Raw genomic sequence first — 15544 nt, forward strand, 5'->3', positions numbered from 1 at the left:
GGTGTCGTGGTGAACAGCCTGGTTACGCCCCGAATCCTGCTGCGCCGATGGCAGGAGGACGACCTGGACGCCTTCGCCGAGGTCTGCTCCCAGCCGGAAGTGATGCGCTGGATCCGCGATGGCAGCGTTCTGGACAGGGAGGCCACCGCCGAGCGTCTGGCGGCCTTCGAGAGGCACTGGGAAGAGCACGGCTTCGGGCTCTATGCCCTCGTCGTGCGGGAGACCGGTGAGCTGGCCGGGTTCACCGGGTTGGCGGTGCCGACGTTCCTTCCCGAGATCATGCCGGCCGTCGAGATCGGGTGGCGACTGGGGCGGCGACACTGGGGACTGGGGCTGGCCACCGAAGCGGCCCGAGCCGTGGTCCAGCACGCGCGCGACGACCTCGGCCTCGAGCGACTCGTCAGCATCCATCAGGTCGGCAACGAAGCCTCCGCCCGCGTGATGATCAAGATCGGCATGCACCTCGAACGCGAGACGGTCGAGCCTTCCGCCGGGCGGCCGGTCCGGGTCTACGAGCTGGACCTCACCCGCGGTTGAAGAACTTCCACGATCCTTCGGAGACCACCTCCACGGTGCCGTCGGTCACCTTGATGGCCGTGTCGTCGTCGATCGCGTACGCCGGGCCCGCGATGTCGTCCGCCCACCGCTCCGCGGCGGCCATGCTCAACCGCGGGGTGTCGGGGAGATCGAGGTGCGGGAAGATCGAGAAGTCGACCATCCCGAGCATGCCGTCGTCGTCGGTGGGCGAGTCGACGAAGTGCCGCCCGACGCGCGGGGTCAGCACCAGGCTGCCGGCGCTTGATCCGACGTAGACCAGGTCGGCCAGTGACGGCAGGAGGTCGGCCAGCCCGGACTCCCGCATCCAGCGGCGCAGATACACCGTCTCGCCGCCGTTCACCAGCAGGACGTCGGCGTCCCGGACCCACTGGACCCACCGTTCCCGGTCGATGCTGGGCAGCGCGGTGAGCTCCAGGACTCCCACTGACTTCCAGCCGAGACCGACCAACCTCGCGGGCGCCTGCCCGCTGACGAACCTCCACGGCCCGGTCGGGTCGTAGAAGTAGCCCGCGGTGGGAACGCAGAGCGCGTTGGACTCGGCGATCGGCTTGCCCAGCAGGTCGACGAGGGCGTCGTGGATGGCCCGGTTGTTGACGCCGGAGGAACACAGGAGAAGCCGCATGGGGCAACCTAACATCAGCCCAGCGGCACCACCGGGGCCGTCGAGCGGGCGACGTAGAAGCACCCCGTGGTCGGCAAGCTGCTCGCGGCCGGCGGCGTCGCGCCGTCGTACAGAGCGAGCAGGAAGTTCTGCGGGCAGCGCCGCGTGGTGCCGGTCCTGATGCCGAAGTGCAGGTGCGGACCGGTCGAGTTGCCGGTGTTGCCGGTCAGTCCGACCTGCTGGCCGGCGGTGACCGACGCGCCGTTCGAGACGGACCACGACGAGAAGTGGCAGTACGTGTAGATGGCGCCGTCGCTGCCGGTCAGGTTGATGCCGCGGCCGCACGAACTGTCGTCGATGACCACCACCGTGCCGGAGCGGACGGCGTACGCCGGTGTCCCGGTGCCGACCGGCAGGTCGATCGCGGGGTAGTCGTGGTGCGGGTCGTCGTACTCGCTGCGCGGCAGCGCGCCTCGGGCGAGCGGCAAGGTGATCGAGGGGGAACCGGTCGACGAGGTGATCCGGACCGCGTCGGCGACGACGTAGCCGGGCTGGCTGGTCCACCGGCTCACCCCGACCACGTTGTAGTCACCGGCGGCGAGCGTGAACGTGCCGAGGCTGACCCACCGCCCACCGTTGGCGCGCTGGTCGACCACCACACTCCGAGTGCCGCCGGTCGTGGCGACCACGAACGGAGTGGCGCCGTTGTAGCCGGCGTCCGCCGGATACCAGACCTCGACCAGGTGCGCGCCGGCGGCGGCGATGGACGCCTTGAACCAGGCGGCATCGCTCGCGACGGTGTCCGGCGTCGCGAACCGGTAGTCGGCGCCGTACCGCTGAGCCGACCACGCGGACGTGCCCCAGCCGGTGCTGGCGGTGAACCGTCCGGCAGTGCCGTTGTCGACGATGGTGGTCGCCGCGGCCGCGGAGTCGGCCGGACCGAGCAGAACCAGAGCGGCCGCGACGGCGGCGGCCGACCAACGAAGGACGGGCTTCATGAAGATATTCAACCAACATATCGACGACCATGAAAGAGAGTTTCATGAATATGTGCCCTCGGGTTGACGCAACCGCTCGGTTGCTATTAAGTTGGGTAGCAACCAGATGGTTGCTATGAGGAGGTCGACATGGCATTTCCCGATCGGATCGAGCGCACGGTCGAGCTGGCCCAACCCCCGGAGCGGGTGTGGGCGGCGCTGACCACCGCTGACGGCCTGGGCACGTGGTTCGGCAACCGGGCCGAGGTCGACCTGCGGGTCGGCGGCGAGGCCAAGCTCACCTGGGACAGCGGTGACACGGCGACCCTCACGATCGAGCGCCTGGAGCCACCGCACGTCTTCGGCTACACCTGGCCGGTGCACGGCCTGCCGGACAACGACCCGCGACGCACCTATGTGGAGTTCACGCTGGCTCCCCACGGCGTCGGCACCACGCTGACGATGGTCGAGAGCGGGTTCGCGCAGCTTCCGGACGCCGAGCACAAGGCGGCCTTCTCGGGCAACGACCGGGGCTGGACCAACGAGCTGGGCGAGCTCGTCGCATACCTCGATGGCCAGGCCTGACCCGGAGGCGGTGGCGCAGGAGGTGTTCGCGGCCCTGGCCGACCCGAGCCGGCGCGGCATCCTCGCCGCGCTCGCGGCCCGCGGCCCGGCCACCGCGACGGACCTGGCCGCCCAACTGCCCATCACCCGGCAGGCCATCGCCAAGCACCTGGGCCTGCTGGCGGAGGCGGGGCTCGTGACCGCCGAGCCGGGGGAGGGGCGCCGGGTCCGCTACCGGCTCGACTCGGCGCCGATGAAGGTGGCGCAACAGTTCCTGGCCGCCCTGGCCCGCGACTGGGACGGCCCGCTGGCCGCCCTGCGGGAGCGGATGAACGAAGGAGGATGACGATGGGCACGATGCCCGAGGTCGTTTCGCGCGAAGAGTGGCTGACCGCACGCGCGGAGCTGCTGGTGAAGGAGAAAGAGCTGACCCGGGCGCGCGACCGGGTCAACGCCGACCGCCGCCGACTGCCGATGGTCCGCGTCGACAAGGCGTACGAGTTCGACGGTCCCGACGGCCCGGTGGGTCTGGCGGACCTGTTCGAAGGCCGGCCGCAGCTCGTGCTGCACCACTTCATGTTCGCGCCGGAGTGGGAGGCGGCCTGTCCGAGCTGTTCCTCGGCCGCCGACCAGATCGGCGCGGTGCGGCAGTTGCACGCGCGTAACACCACGCTCGTGGCGGTCTCGCGGGCGCCGCACCCGAAGCTCGCCGCGTTCCGGGAACGGATGGGCTGGACGTTTCCCTGGTACTCCGCTTACGGCAATGACTTCAACGAGGACTTCGGCGCCACCGTCGAAGGCGGTGAGATGCCGGGCGTCAGCGCGTTCCTGCGGGTCGGTGACGACGTCTTCCACACGTACTCCACGTTCAGTCGCGGCATCGAAGAGTTCCACAATGGATACCCTTATCTCGACCTGACCGCGCTCGGTCGGCAGGAGGCGTGGGAGGAGCCGAAGGGGCGGGCAGAGCCACTCGGCCTCCAGGCGGGCGGCCCGGCGATGCGGCTGCCCGACGAGTACTGAGGCACCCGCCCATGTGAGGATTTCTCCGTGAGCGCATGGGTCTACAACGAGCGTCCGACGGACGTCAGGTTCCTGACCGACCGGATCACCGAGCCGGGCCGCACCGAGATCGAGAACGAGATCTGGGACTGGGTCGTACGCGGCGAGGACGACGCCAGCGAGTTCGTGGACTTTCTCGACGAGGACGAGGAGCGGCACGGTGCCACGGACGACGAGCTCTCCTCGGCGTACGGGACGGCGGTCGCGGCCCGGCTGGACCAGCAGCGGGGCTTCGGCGACGTGGCGAGCAACCTGAACCGCGCGTTCGCCGAGCTCAACGACGTGGGCGTGCTGGCGCGCGAGAACTTCAGTTGCTGCGGCACCTGTGCGTCCGCGGAGATCCACGACGAGCGCGACGATTCCCGCCACTGGCACGGCTATCTGTGGTACCACCAGCAGGACACCGAGTCGCTGCTCGCGAGCGCGGACGGCGAGGTCTATCTCGGATACGGCGTGTATCCGCCGGAGGACTTCGACGAGGCCGCGTACGAGGCGCTGTCGGAGGACGAGAAGCGCGCGGGCTACCAGGCCGATCTTGAGCGCGTACTGGACGAGATCGCCTTCCCGGTGCTGCGTAAGCACGGCATGCGGGTCGACTGGAACCGCAACCAGTCCAAGCGAATCCGCATCACGGGCGCCCAGTGGTACGCGACCCTGAAGGAGAACGACGACACGAGGGAGCCCGCATGACCGAGCAGCCGCCGGCCGCTATCAGCGCGTTCATCGACACCACGAACGCGGGTGACACCGCGGGCTTCGTCGCCGCGTTCACCGACGACGCGTACGTCCGCGACGGCAGCCGTGAGTTCACCGGGCGTGCCGGTGTCGCCGACTGGGACGGCACCGACAACATCGGGGTCGGGATGCACTTCGACCTGCTGGGGTGGGAAGCCACCGACGTCGACACCTATGTGCTCACGATCCGGGCGACCAGCCGGCGCTTCAACGGCACCGGCGACCTGGTGCTCACCGTGCGCGGTGACCTGATCGCGCGCCTGGAGATTGGCTGAGCAGACACTTCAATTCCACCTTCCGTTCACGGTAAGGTCTCTCGCCTCGGACGGTAGATACAGGGGAGAGAGCCGTGGAACGCATTCCGCTCGACGAGGTGCGGGATCGCACGTACAAGACGCGGGACTCGTGGTGGACGGTGTTGCTCGTCGACCCGGTCGCCAGCCGGCTGACCCGCTGGATCGCTCCCTACCGCTGGTTCACGCCCAACCGGATCACCATGCTCGGCTTCCTGGTCGGGTTGACCGCCGCCGCGTTCTTCGCCCTGGGCGGCGTCCGCGAGAACAACTGGTGGCTCGTCGCCGGTGCGCTGGCGTACCACGTGAGCTTCGTCCTCGACTGCATCGACGGCAAGATCGCGCGACTCAACGGCACCGGGTCGGTGTTCGGCGCGTGGCTGGACTACGTCTTCGACCGCCTGCGGATCGTGGCCTGCACAATCGCCCTGATGGGCGGGCAGTACGCGGCCACGAAGAGCATCGTCTACCTGGTGCTCGGCGGCCTGGTGATTTTCCTCGACATGTTCCGTTACCTCAACGCGCTGGAGAACGCCAAAGTCAACCGGGAGCTGAAGACCCAGCTCGAGGAGGCCGGCCTCGCGCCCAAGCCGCTGCCGCGGACCGCGGTGGCCTCGGACGAGACCGACCCCGACCGGCTCTCGATGCTCGCCATGGTCGACAACTCGACGGTCGGGCTGGGCGTGTTCCACCGCATGCGCACGGCCCTGCGTCGCAGCCGCATCCGGCCGCACCTGGTCGGCGGGATCGAGTTCCAGATGGCCGTCTTCATCATCGCGCCGGTCGTCGGCGCGATCGTGCCGGTCACCCTGGCCGCCGCCGGTCTGATGGTGCTGTTCGAGCTGGCGCTGATCTACATGCTCTACCAGGGCAGCGCGGCGGTCGCGCGGCAGCTCGCCACCGCCCGCCACGGCGCGATCCCGGCGCAGCGCACCCCCGTCGCCGAGCCGGAGCCGGTCGCCGCGCGCACCTGACGACGATCGTTGGTCTGGTGACGCGCCGACACCTCACCAGGGAGCCCGCTCATGCCCCAGACCGACACCGGTGCCCGACGTGCGATCCTGCCGTTGCTCGCGTTCGCGATGCTGATCGTCTCGCTGGACCAGTACATCGTGGTCGTGGCACTGCCCGAGATCGGGCGGGCCCTGGGTTACTCGGCACAGACACTGCAAGCGGTGATCAGCGCGTACGCGGTGGCGTCGGCCGGCTTCCTCCTGCTCGGTGGCCGGGCATCGGATCTGCTCGGCCGCCGGCGGGTGCTGGTCACGGGCCTCGTCCTGTACGGCGCCGGCTCGTTGATCGGCGGAGTCGCGACGGGCCCCGGTGTCCTGCTGGTCGGTCGCGCGGTGCAGGGTCTCGGGGGAGCGTTGGTCTTTCCCGCCACCCTCGCGCTGATCAACACGACCTTTCCCGAAGGCCCACCCCGCAACCGCGCCGTTGCCGTCTGGGGCGGCACCGGCGCCGCCGGCCTCGTCATCGGCGTGCTTCTGGGCGGCGTGCTCACCCAGGCGTTCGGCTGGGAGGCGGTCTTCTTCGTCAACGTCCCGCTCGCGGCGCTCGCGCTGGTGCTGACGTTCGTGCTCGTCCCCGCCGACGGCGAGCGCGAGCATGGGCGCAGGTTCGACCTGCCCGGCGCACTGACCGCCGCCCTCGGCATCACCTTGCTCGTGTTCGCCCTCGTGCAGGGGCCGAACCTCGGCTGGATCTCGCCCGGCGTCATCGTGAGCGCGGTCGGCGCCGTGCTGGCGCTGACCGGCTTCGTGGTGCTCGAGCGCCGCGGAGGCGACCCGCTCGTGCCGCCGCGGCTGCTGGCCAATCGCAACCTCGTCACGGCCTCGGCGATGGCCTTCATGTTCTGGGCCACGTTCGGCTCGGTGCTCTACTTCCTGACCCTCTACTTCCAGGACGTTCGCGGGTACGACGCGCTGGGCACCGGCGTCGCCTTCCTGATCCCGACCGCCGTGGTGGTCGCCGGCTCGACGTTCGCCGGACGGGTCGCGACCCGATGGGGGCTGCGGCCCACGTTGGTCGCGGCGCTGGCGGTCGGCGCGGTCGGCGCGGTCGCCCTCGGCCTGGCCATGTCGCCCGACGCCGCGTATGCCAGCCTGATCCCGGGTCTGGTGCTGACCAGCGTCGGCGACGGCATCGCCTTCACGATGATCTTCATCGCGGCCGGCACCGGGGTCGCCGACCGCGAACAGGGCGTGGCCTCCGGCATCGCCTCGACCAGCACGTCGATCGGCGCCGCCGTCGGGCTCGCGCTGCTGGTGCTGGTCGCGGCCGCCGGCACCGAAGGGCTCGCGGGGGAGTCGCTGCGGGTGGAGACCGCCGCGGGCCTGCGCACGGCGGTGTTCGCCATCGCGGCGGGAATCGGGGCCACCGCGCTGCTCGCCCTGAACCTGCGCCCCGATCCCCGCACCCGCGCGGAGGCTCCCTGCCCCCGCGGCGTCACCGTCAGAGCGGACTAGGGATGACGTTGAGGCTCGGGCGGAACAGGTTGTCCGGGTCGTAGTTGTGCTTGACCCGGGCCAGCCGCGTGTACGTCTCCGGCTCGTACGCCCGGCGTGCCCCGTCCGGTGTCGCATCGTAGGTGCCCATGAAGTTGGCCATCGCCCGTCCGGTGGCCCATGGCGCCAGCGCGTCGAGGATGCCGATCAACGGCCCGCGGAGCTGCTCCTCCGCTCCCGGCTCCGCGGCCGCGCCGGTCAGGAACTGGAAGCCGGCGTCCCGGTTGCTGACCGCGTTGGCCACCAGGGGTTCCCGGCTCAGCGCGCCGCCGAGTTGGCGGACCTCGGCGATCAGCGCCGGCGTGTCCGCGTCGGGGCCGGCCACGGCGATCAGCGCCTTGGCCGCCTCGGCCGGAAACTCGCGCAGCAGCGTCGTGGCCTCGTACCCCGGCAGCGGGTCGATCGGGTCCGCATGGATTTCGGGGATCCCGGTGAACGGCATCTCGGCCACCGTGTCGATGAGGGTGGGTGCCGTCGCGCGTAGGTCCGCCACGAGGCGTTCGCCGTCGGCCGCCGAGCCCAGGTACGCGAATCGCACGTGGACGGTGAAGCGGCCGCGCAGCGGCTCCGGCACGAACGGCAGTGGCGGCAGGCGCAGGAAGGCGAAGGACACGCTGAGCGTGTCCGGGGCCGTGGCGGTCAGGCGGCGGTACGCCTCGACCACGCGCTCCGTGTGCTCGGCCGCGAAGTACAGGCCGCCGCCGTACAGCCGGGTGACCGGAACCAGTTCGACGGTCAGCGCGGTGACCACGCCGAAGTTGCCCTTGCCGCCGCGGACCGCCCAGAACAGCTCGGGTTCGTGCTCCGCGTCGACCTGCCGCAGGGTTCCGTCGGCGGTGACGATCTCGATCGCCCGCACATGGTCGGCCGAGTAGCCGTAGGCGCGGCCCAGCGTCGGGCTCAGGCCACCGCCGAGGGTGTAGCCGACCACGCCGACGTTCGGTGACGAGCCCGCGAGCGGCGCCAGCCCCGCCTCGGCGGCGGCCTCGACCAGCGGTTGTGCCTCGACACCCGGGCCGATCGTCGCCGTACGCGCGGCGGCGTCGATCTGGATGTCGTTCATGCGGCGCACATTGAGCATCACGGCCCCGTCCGAGCCCCGCGCGGCGCCGTGTCCGGTCGCGACGACCACGATGCGCAAGCCGCCCCCGGCCGCGAACCGCACCGCTGCCGTCACGTCTGCCACAGACGTGACGCCGATCGCGACGGCCGGACGCTGGGCCGCGGCCAGGTTCCAGGTGGCGGTCTCGGCGGCGTAGCCCTCGTCGCCGGGCAGGGTGACCGGCCCGGCCACCGCCTGGGCAAGATCCGTCAGGTCGGTGCGTTTGGTGGTGTCAGCCATTTCTCTTACCCCCGTTTGTTGTTTGTGCAAGCAATTGTGTGACGGATGGGGTTGAGCGGCCACACAACTGCACGCTGGGGGTCATCGCGATCCGCGATAGTGAGGTGATGGAGCTCCGCCAACTCGAGTACTTCGTCGCGGTCGCGGAGGAGGGCACGTTCACCGGAGGGGCACGCAGGGTACGGGTCGCCCAGTCGGCCGTTTCCGCGACGATCCGGAAGTTGGAGCGGGAACTGGGCACGGCGCTGTTCGCCCGGGAGCCGCAGGCGACCTCGTTGACGGATGCCGGTCAGGCCCTGCTGCCGGAGGCGCGGGCGGTGCTGGACTCGGCGGTCCGGGCCAGGGACACCGTGGCGCAGGCGCGCGGTGGCCTGCGCGGCACGATCCGGATGGGCACGCTGTCACCCATCGGCACCCGGGAAGGGCTGGCGGGTCCGCTGGTCATCGACCTGCCGGCGATCCTGGGCCGATTCCACGCGACACATCCGCTGGTCGAGTTCCGGCTGCGCGGCGCCTCCAGCGGATCGGCCAGTCACCTGGCCGACGTCGCCGCGGGCGCTCTGGATCTGGCGATGGTCGGCACGATCGAGCGTCCGCCGGGCGTACGGCTGCATCCGATCGGGTCCGTGCGCTGGTGCTTCGTCTGTGCCCAGGGCCATCCGCTGGCCGACGCCCGTTCGGTGACCCTCGACGACCTGCGGGACGAGACGTTCGTCGACTTCCCGCTCGGCTGGGGCAATCGCACGATGGTCGACCGGGCGTTCGCGATCGCGGGGATCGGGCGCAACGTCCCGTTCGAGGCCGCCGACCACGGCAGCGCACTCGGCCTGGTCCGCAACGGCCTGGGCGTCGCCTTCCTGCCGCGATCCGCCGGCGAGACACCGGACACGTCGGTCATCGAGGTGGCCGACGTGAACTTCGACCTGTCCATCGGCCTGGCCACTCCGGCGCACCGACCGCAGTCGGCGGCCACCGCGGCGCTCATCCACGCGGTCCTCGGCGCGGCCCGCTCATCGGCCTGAGCCGTCGGGCGGTCAGGGAGCGGGCCTACCAGTTCGGCCCCGGTCCCAGCGTTGGTCGCTGGGCCGGGGCCGGTGGTCTGGGTTTAGTGCCGGTCGTCAGGCCATCGCGGGTGCCGCGGCCGGGGCGGCGGTCGGCTTGGGTAGGCCGATCCGGAACGACAGGTCCGGCATCTTGCGCAGGGCGCGGAAACCCCAGGCCGCGCAGACGGCCACCATCACCGCAGTGAGGATGCCGCTGAACACGCCGCGGGAGAGCACGGCCGCGTCGAGGCCCATGTGCAGGAAGCCCATGCTCATGCCGGCGTCGACGAGGCGGCCGATGCCCCACAGGGCGGCGGTCTGCACGAAGACCTTGTGCAGGCCCGGGTGGTGGCGCAGGTGCGCCGGCAGGGCGACGAAGTCACGGGCGAGGCGCTTGGTGATCGGTCTGCCGAGCAGGGCGCTGCCGAGGAAGAGTGCGGCCATGAAGACCGAGGCGATCACCGGCTGCACGAAGTAGACCAAGGCGCTGGACAGCGCCAGTGCGACGCTGGCCCGGGCGATCATGGCGCCGGAGCAGACCAGCAGGGTGCCTGGCAGGTGCCGGCCGGAGACCCAACGGATGGTCACCGTGATCACGGACCACCCGATGACCGCCAGGAGCGCGGGCAGCAGGCCCGCGGTGTGCAGCAGGATGTACAGGAGACCGGTCGGTACGAGCACCGTCTCCGCGAAGAGACGGGCGGCGCGCACCAGGGCTGGCTTGATCGCGCCGAGTTCGATGACATGGGGACCTGCGTCGATGCTGATGTGAGACTCCCGAGGGGATTCAGCGTGCCGAGTTACTCACCGTAGCGGGCTTACCTGTGTACGGACTCGCAGGAAAGCCGCGTAGCCCTCGCATCCCCTGCTTATCCCGATATAGGTGGACAAAGCTGGTGGGGGCGATCAGCCCTCGAGTACCCGATCGAGAAGGTCGACGAGCCTGGCCGCGTGTCGACCGTCACCGTCGAGGTCAGGGCGGAAGTCCGCGACGCTTACTCCGAGCAATCGTCCCGACACCGTGAGTGGCCGCAGGGTGGTGGCGAGCTGGCCGAAATCCGGCCCGCCGGCCTGCGGATAGGTCACCGCGGGCAGAACCGCCTCGTCGAGCACGTCCACGTCGATGTGCAGCCACATCGGCAGCCCGAGCCCTTCGCCCCACGCCGAGGCCAGGTCGCCCGCCCCGGCCGGATCCCGAATGACGGCGGGCGCGTCGAGGCGAAACAGCTCGTCGGGCAGCCGGGCCACCTCGGCCGCCGACTCCGGGTCGAGGTCGACGGTCCGGTGCCCGATCAGCGCGACGTGCCGCGCCGCGACCATCGGCACCACGCCACCCAGGCCGACCAGCTCCGGGGGACCGTCGCCGGTCAGCACGGCAAGCTCGAGGTCCGCGGTCTCACCGGTCTCCGAGCCGTGCCCGTCGTAGAAGTCGGGGTGTCCGTCGAGAAACCAGAGCCCGACCTCACCGAGGGCGGCGCGGAGGTGGGCGAACACGCCGAGCAGCAGGCTGCAGTCGCCGCCGACCACGAGCGGCCGGAGCCCGGGACGGTCACGCAGGCCGGCGCCCAACGCCGACGCCAGGGACCGCGCCGCCGTGATGGTGTCGGGCAGCGCGCGTACACCCGTGTCCTGGTCGCGGTGTTGGGTGGAGATGTGGGTGGCCGCGTTGCCCAGGTCGACGTCGACCCGCTCGACCAGGCCCGCCGCCCGCAACGCGTCGGGGGCCGCGGCCTCTCCCCGGCCCGTCCCGGAGCAGTCCCAGGGCGCGCCGAGGAGAAACCAGCCACTCATGGCCCGAGCGTACGGCTCAGGCGGCCCGCTTCACCTCGGTCGCGGGGTTGCCGTCGATGGCCGCGGCCATCTGGGGCACCAGGTTGTCCAGCACGTACGGCAGGCTGAGCGCGGTGACGAACGAGGTCGCGGCGCCGAGCGTCTCGTTGTTCTCGAGGAACACGTCGCGCGCCTCGGTCTTGACGCCGAGGGTGGCGTACAACGGATTGGCCTGGACGCTCGCCTTGTCCTTCGCGTAGTCGTCGATCAGCCAGACGAGCACGTCGGTGTCGATCAGGTTGGTCTTCTCGGGGCTCAGCGTGACGCCGAACTCGGTGCCGGTCAGCGCATCCAGGCCGTCGGGCAGCTTGAAGCCGAGGTCCTTGAGGAACCGGCCACGGGCGTCCTGCGACCCGTACACGTAGATGCCCTGGTAGTAGGTCACCACCGCGGCGACCTTGCCGGCGAACGCGGGGTTGGCCTCGCGGGCCGCCGCGAACTTCGCTTCGACGTCCGAGACGACCTTGTCGGCCTCGGCCTTCTTGCCGACGGCGGTGCCGACGATCCGGGTGACGTCCTGCCAGCTTGTGCCGAAGTCGATGACACCCTTGGGCTGCGCGATGGTGGGTACGCGCGCCGACAGCTTGTCGTACTCCTCCTTGGTCATGCCGGAGTAGGCGCCGAGGACGAGGTCGGGGTTGAGGGCGAGCACCTTCTCGATCTCGATGCCGTCGGTCGGCTTGAGGACCTGCGGCACGGGGTTGCTGCCGAGCTTCTCTTTCGCCCAGGGCCAGAGCGCGCCCGGATGCTCGCCCCACCACTCGGTGGTCGCGATCGGTGTGACGCCGAGCGCCAGCAGCGCGTCCTGCTCGACGAGACCGACGACGACGATGCGCTTCGGCTCGGCGGGAACGGTGGTCGTGCCGTACTTGTGCTCGATCACGGCCGGGAAAGCGGTCGAGCTCGACGCGGCGGCCTCGGGGCTCTTCTCGTCGGCGCAGGCAGAGAGGCCGGACGCGAGCACGAGCAGGCCGGCCACGGCGGCGATATGACGACCCAGACGCATGGGGTTCCTTCCGGTGAAGCATTCCTGGACTCGACCGGGAGCATAGGTTAGCCTTCCCTAACTGTCTACGAGGGAGGCGGGATTGCTGACAGCGGTCTCTCCGGCGCCAACAGAGACCGCACCGCCCCCGCGGTCGGCTCTGCGCCGGCGCTCCACCGTCGGTGTCGCGGCCGCGACCGGCCTGCTGCTGGCGGCCGTCGTGCTCAGCGTCGCCGTCGGTACGCGCTGGATCGACCCGGCCACGGTCTGGCACGTCCTGTGGAATCCCGACGGCTCTCCGGAGTCCGTCATCGTGCACGACGTGCGGATACCGCGGACCCTGCTGGCGATCGCCGTCGGCGCCGCGCTCGGCCTGGCCGGGGCGGTGATGCAGGCGCTGACCCGCAACCCGCTCGCCGAGCCCGGCCTGCTCGGCGTGAACACCGGTGCCGCCACCGGGGTGGTCATCGCGATCGCGTTCGTCGGCACCAACTCCCTGGGCGCGTACGTGTGGTTCGCCTTCGCCGGTGCCGGCCTGCTCTCGGTCGCCGTGTTCGTGCTCGGCGGCGCCGGTCGGGTTCCGACGCCGGACCGGCTGGTGCTGGCCGGGGTCGCCGTCGACGCCGTCCTGGCCATGCTCATCTGGACCGTGCTGATGACCCGTCCCGACTCGTTCCTGCGCTACCGCCACTGGGACGTCGGCTCGCTGACCGACCGCGGCTACGCGGTGCTCGGCCAGGTCGCGCCGTTCCTCGTGCTGGGCATCGCCGCCGCGCTCGTGCTGGGACGCGGTCTCAACGCGCTCGCACTCGGTGACGACGCGGCCAAGGCGGTCGGCGCGCGGCCCGGGCGGATCCGACTCGCCGGCATGGTCGTCGTCATGCTGCTCTGCGGCGCCGCAACCGCCGCCGTGGGCCCGATCGCCTTCCTGGGCCTGGCCGTGCCGTTCGCCGCACGCCTGCTCGTCGGCGCCGACAACCGCGCGATCCTGGCGATGTCGCTGCTGCTCGGACCGGGTGTCTTCCTGATCGCCGACGTCCTCGGCCGGGTCGTCGTCGCGCCGTCCGAGCTTCAGGTCGGCATCGTCACCGCGCTCATCGGCGGGCCTGTGTTCATCGCGCTGTGCCGCCGGCGCCGGGTGGGTGTGCTGTGAGCGCCCGGCGCGCGACGGTTCGGGTGGGCGGGTGGTCGCTGCGGCTGCGCCCGCGCACCGTCGCCGTCAGCTCCCTGCTGGTGCTCGCGGCGCTGGCCATAGCCGTCGTCAACCTGTCCACAGGGGACTTCCCGGTGCCTTTCGGCGAGGTGGTGCGCTCCCTGCTGGGCACGGCCTCCGACGGGACGGGCTATGTCGTACGCGAGCTTCGCCTGCCCCGGGTCGCGGTCGCCATGCTGGTCGGCGCGGCACTGGGCATCAGCGGCGCCATCTTCCAGAGCCTGACTCGCAACCCGCTCGGCAGTCCCGACTTCATCGGCCTGACCGTCGGCGCGGCCACGGGCGGGCTGGTCGTCATGCTGCTGCTCGGCGGCAGCGGCCTGTCCGTCGCCGCCGGCGCGCTGGTCGGCTGCCTGGTCACGTTCGCCGTGATCTACCTGCTGGCCTTCCGGCGGGGCGCCCAGCCCGTGCGCCTGGTCCTGATGGGCATCGGGGTCTCGACGATGCTGGTCGCGTTCGACACGCTGCTCATCGTCCGGGCCAAGCTCGAAGGCGCCATGCAGGCCCATCGCTGGCTGATCGGCAGCGTCAACTCCAGCACGATGCTCGAAGTGGCGCTGATCGGCGGTGCCCTGGTGGTGCTGCTGCCGCCGCTGGTCCGCTACGGGCGCGAGCTGGAGATGCTCAGCCTCGGCGACGAGGCGGCCGTCGCGCACGGGGTCCGCGCCGAGCGGTCCCGGCTCGTGCTCGCGGTCATCAGCGTCGCCCTCGCGGCGGTCGCCACGGCGGTCGCAGGACCGATCGCCTTCGTGGCGCTGGCCGCGCCCCAGCTCGCGAGCCGGCTGACCCGCGCACCGGGCGCCAACATCGGTGCCGCGGCGGCGATGGGCGCCTTCCTGCTCACCGCCAGCGACTGGATCGGCCGGCGGGTGCTGCCGCTGGACCTGCCGGTCGGCGTGGTCACCGCCGCGCTCGGCGGCCTCTATCTGACCTGGTTGCTCGCCGGCGAGTGGCGGCGGGGACGGCAGCTCGTATGACTTCGGAGAGCACAATGGACAACCGGCTGGGTGCGCGCGGGCTGACTCTGGCGTACGACGGCTCCCCTGTCGTCGACGACCTGCACCTCGACATCGCCGACGGGTCGTTCACCGTGATCGTCGGACCAAACGCGTGCGGCAAGTCGACCCTGCTGAAGGCGCTCGCCCGCGTGCTCAAGCCGCGCTCGGGATCGGTCGTGCTGGACGGCGCCGAGATCGCGTCGTACCCGACCCGGGAGGTGGCCCGCCGGCTGGGCCTGCTGCCCCAGTCACCGCTGGTGCCGCCGGGCATCGTGGTCGAGGACCTGGTGGCCCGGGGCCGGTTCGCGCACCAGCGGCTGCTGCGGCAGTGGTCGACGGAGGACGCCCGGGCCGTCTCGGACGCGATGCGGTTGACCAAGGTGACCGACCTGGCCGACCGCTACGTCGACGAGCTCTCGGGCGGCCAGCGGCAACGGGTCTGGTTGGCCATGGTGCTGGCGCAGCAGACCTCGATCATGTTGCTCGACGAGCCGACCACGTTCCTGGACCTGGCACACCAGATCGACGTGCTGGACATCTGCGCCGAGCTCCACGAGGGAGGCCGCACGATCGTCGCGGTGCTGCACGACCTCAACCAGGCCAGTCGGTACGCGACGAACCTGGTCGTGATGCGTGGGGGAGTGGTGGTCGCCCAGGGGCCGCCCTCGGACGTGATGACCGCAGAGTTGGTCAACGACGTGTTCGGCGTGCCCTGCCTGGTCATTCCCGATCCCGCGACCGGCACACCGCTGGTCGTGCCGGTGGACCGCTCCCGACGGGCGCAGGGCGTGCTATTGCCGCAGTGACCGAACGGTCACTAAGGTGCGAGGGCCAGG

Annotated in this window: 18 protein-coding genes; 12 read left to right on the forward strand and 6 right to left on the reverse strand. The window is 70.9% G+C overall.

Annotated features, from left to right (window positions below):
- The first annotated feature begins 9 nt into the window (after positions 1–9).
- Complete coding sequence (locus BLV39_RS34650; protein ID WP_090801632.1) at positions 10–537, forward strand: GNAT family N-acetyltransferase; 528 nt, start codon at positions 10–12, stop codon at positions 535–537.
- Here the strand turns inward: BLV39_RS34650 and BLV39_RS34655 are convergent.
- A complete protein-coding gene (locus BLV39_RS34655; protein ID WP_090801635.1) occupies positions 524–1180 on the reverse strand; it encodes a Type 1 glutamine amidotransferase-like domain-containing protein in 657 nt (218 codons plus the stop codon). The two genes, BLV39_RS34650 and BLV39_RS34655, sit on opposite strands and share 14 nt — an antisense overlap.
- A gap of 14 nt (positions 1181–1194) precedes the next feature.
- On the reverse strand, positions 1195–2157 hold the full coding sequence (locus BLV39_RS34660; protein ID WP_090801638.1) for a golvesin C-terminal-like domain-containing protein: 963 nt from the start codon (positions 2155–2157) through the stop codon (positions 1195–1197).
- Between the two features lie 129 nt (positions 2158–2286).
- Here BLV39_RS34660 and BLV39_RS34665 point away from each other — a divergent pair, with 129 nt between their 5' ends.
- From BLV39_RS34665 to BLV39_RS34695, 7 genes are all read left to right on the forward strand, one after another.
- Positions 2287–2721: an SRPBCC family protein gene (locus BLV39_RS34665; RefSeq protein WP_090801642.1), complete on the forward strand. Its 435-nt coding sequence runs from the start codon at positions 2287–2289 to the stop codon at positions 2719–2721.
- Positions 2708–3046, forward strand: a complete 339-nt coding sequence (locus BLV39_RS34670) for an ArsR/SmtB family transcription factor (RefSeq protein ID WP_090801645.1) — start codon at positions 2708–2710, stop codon at positions 3044–3046. The genes BLV39_RS34665 and BLV39_RS34670 overlap by 14 nt, the downstream gene beginning before the upstream one ends.
- A 2-nt stretch (positions 3047–3048) precedes the next feature.
- Positions 3049–3723 carry a DUF899 domain-containing protein gene (locus tag BLV39_RS34675; protein WP_204082695.1) on the forward strand — a complete coding sequence of 225 codons (675 nt, stop codon included), beginning with the start codon at positions 3049–3051 and terminating at the stop codon, positions 3721–3723.
- A 27-nt stretch (positions 3724–3750) separates the two neighbouring features.
- Positions 3751–4452: a DUF6891 domain-containing protein gene (locus tag BLV39_RS34680; RefSeq protein WP_090801651.1), complete on the forward strand. Its 702-nt coding sequence runs from the start codon at positions 3751–3753 to the stop codon at positions 4450–4452.
- Positions 4449–4772 carry a nuclear transport factor 2 family protein gene (locus BLV39_RS34685; protein ID WP_090801654.1) on the forward strand — a complete coding sequence of 108 codons (324 nt, stop codon included), beginning with the start codon at positions 4449–4451 and terminating at the stop codon, positions 4770–4772. The genes BLV39_RS34680 and BLV39_RS34685 overlap by 4 nt, the downstream gene beginning before the upstream one ends.
- Positions 4773–4846: 74 nt before the next feature.
- Positions 4847–5764 carry a CDP-alcohol phosphatidyltransferase family protein gene (locus tag BLV39_RS34690; protein ID WP_090801658.1) on the forward strand — a complete coding sequence of 306 codons (918 nt, stop codon included), beginning with the start codon at positions 4847–4849 and terminating at the stop codon, positions 5762–5764.
- Positions 5765–5815: 51 nt separating this feature from the next.
- Positions 5816–7258, forward strand: a complete 1443-nt coding sequence (locus BLV39_RS34695; protein WP_090801661.1) for an MFS transporter — start codon at positions 5816–5818, stop codon at positions 7256–7258.
- On the opposite strand, the gene BLV39_RS34700 is transcribed toward BLV39_RS34695, so the two are convergent.
- Positions 7245–8639 carry an FAD-binding oxidoreductase gene (locus BLV39_RS34700; RefSeq protein ID WP_090801664.1) on the reverse strand — a complete coding sequence of 465 codons (1395 nt, stop codon included), beginning with the start codon at positions 8637–8639 and terminating at the stop codon, positions 7245–7247. The two genes, BLV39_RS34695 and BLV39_RS34700, sit on opposite strands and share 14 nt — an antisense overlap.
- A 107-nt stretch (positions 8640–8746) precedes the next feature.
- Here BLV39_RS34700 and BLV39_RS34705 point away from each other — a divergent pair, with 107 nt between their 5' ends.
- Positions 8747–9661, forward strand: coding sequence for a LysR family transcriptional regulator (locus tag BLV39_RS34705; RefSeq protein WP_090801668.1), 915 nt, complete (start codon positions 8747–8749; stop codon positions 9659–9661).
- Between the two features lie 96 nt (positions 9662–9757).
- On the opposite strand, the gene BLV39_RS34710 is transcribed toward BLV39_RS34705, so the two are convergent.
- The 3 genes from BLV39_RS34710 to BLV39_RS34720 form a co-directional block, all read right to left on the reverse strand.
- Positions 9758–10393, reverse strand: coding sequence for a DUF3159 domain-containing protein (locus BLV39_RS34710; RefSeq protein WP_239083532.1), 636 nt, complete (start codon positions 10391–10393; stop codon positions 9758–9760).
- Positions 10394–10588: 195 nt separating this feature from the next.
- A complete protein-coding gene (locus tag BLV39_RS34715) occupies positions 10589–11473 on the reverse strand; it encodes an arginase family protein (protein WP_090801673.1) in 885 nt (294 codons plus the stop codon).
- A gap of 16 nt (positions 11474–11489) precedes the next feature.
- Complete coding sequence (locus tag BLV39_RS34720) at positions 11490–12518, reverse strand: iron-siderophore ABC transporter substrate-binding protein (RefSeq protein ID WP_090801675.1); 1029 nt, start codon at positions 12516–12518, stop codon at positions 11490–11492.
- Positions 12519–12600: 82 nt separating this feature from the next.
- Here BLV39_RS34720 and BLV39_RS34725 point away from each other — a divergent pair, with 82 nt between their 5' ends.
- From BLV39_RS34725 to BLV39_RS34735, 3 genes are read left to right on the forward strand one after another with little or no spacing between them, the layout of a single operon-like run.
- Positions 12601–13650 (forward strand): FecCD family ABC transporter permease, encoded by a 1050-nt coding sequence (locus tag BLV39_RS34725; RefSeq protein ID WP_239083531.1) that lies wholly within the window; start codon positions 12601–12603, stop codon positions 13648–13650.
- Positions 13647–14687 (forward strand): FecCD family ABC transporter permease, encoded by a 1041-nt coding sequence (locus BLV39_RS34730; protein WP_090801679.1) that lies wholly within the window; start codon positions 13647–13649, stop codon positions 14685–14687. The genes BLV39_RS34725 and BLV39_RS34730 overlap by 4 nt, the downstream gene beginning before the upstream one ends.
- Complete coding sequence (locus tag BLV39_RS34735; RefSeq protein ID WP_204082694.1) at positions 14684–15514, forward strand: ABC transporter ATP-binding protein; 831 nt, start codon at positions 14684–14686, stop codon at positions 15512–15514. The genes BLV39_RS34730 and BLV39_RS34735 overlap by 4 nt, the downstream gene beginning before the upstream one ends.
- Positions 15515–15544: the final 30 nt, after the last annotated feature.

Source organism: Asanoa ishikariensis (assembly GCF_900107455.1).
Lineage (GTDB): Bacteria > Actinomycetota > Actinomycetes > Mycobacteriales > Micromonosporaceae > Asanoa > Asanoa ishikariensis.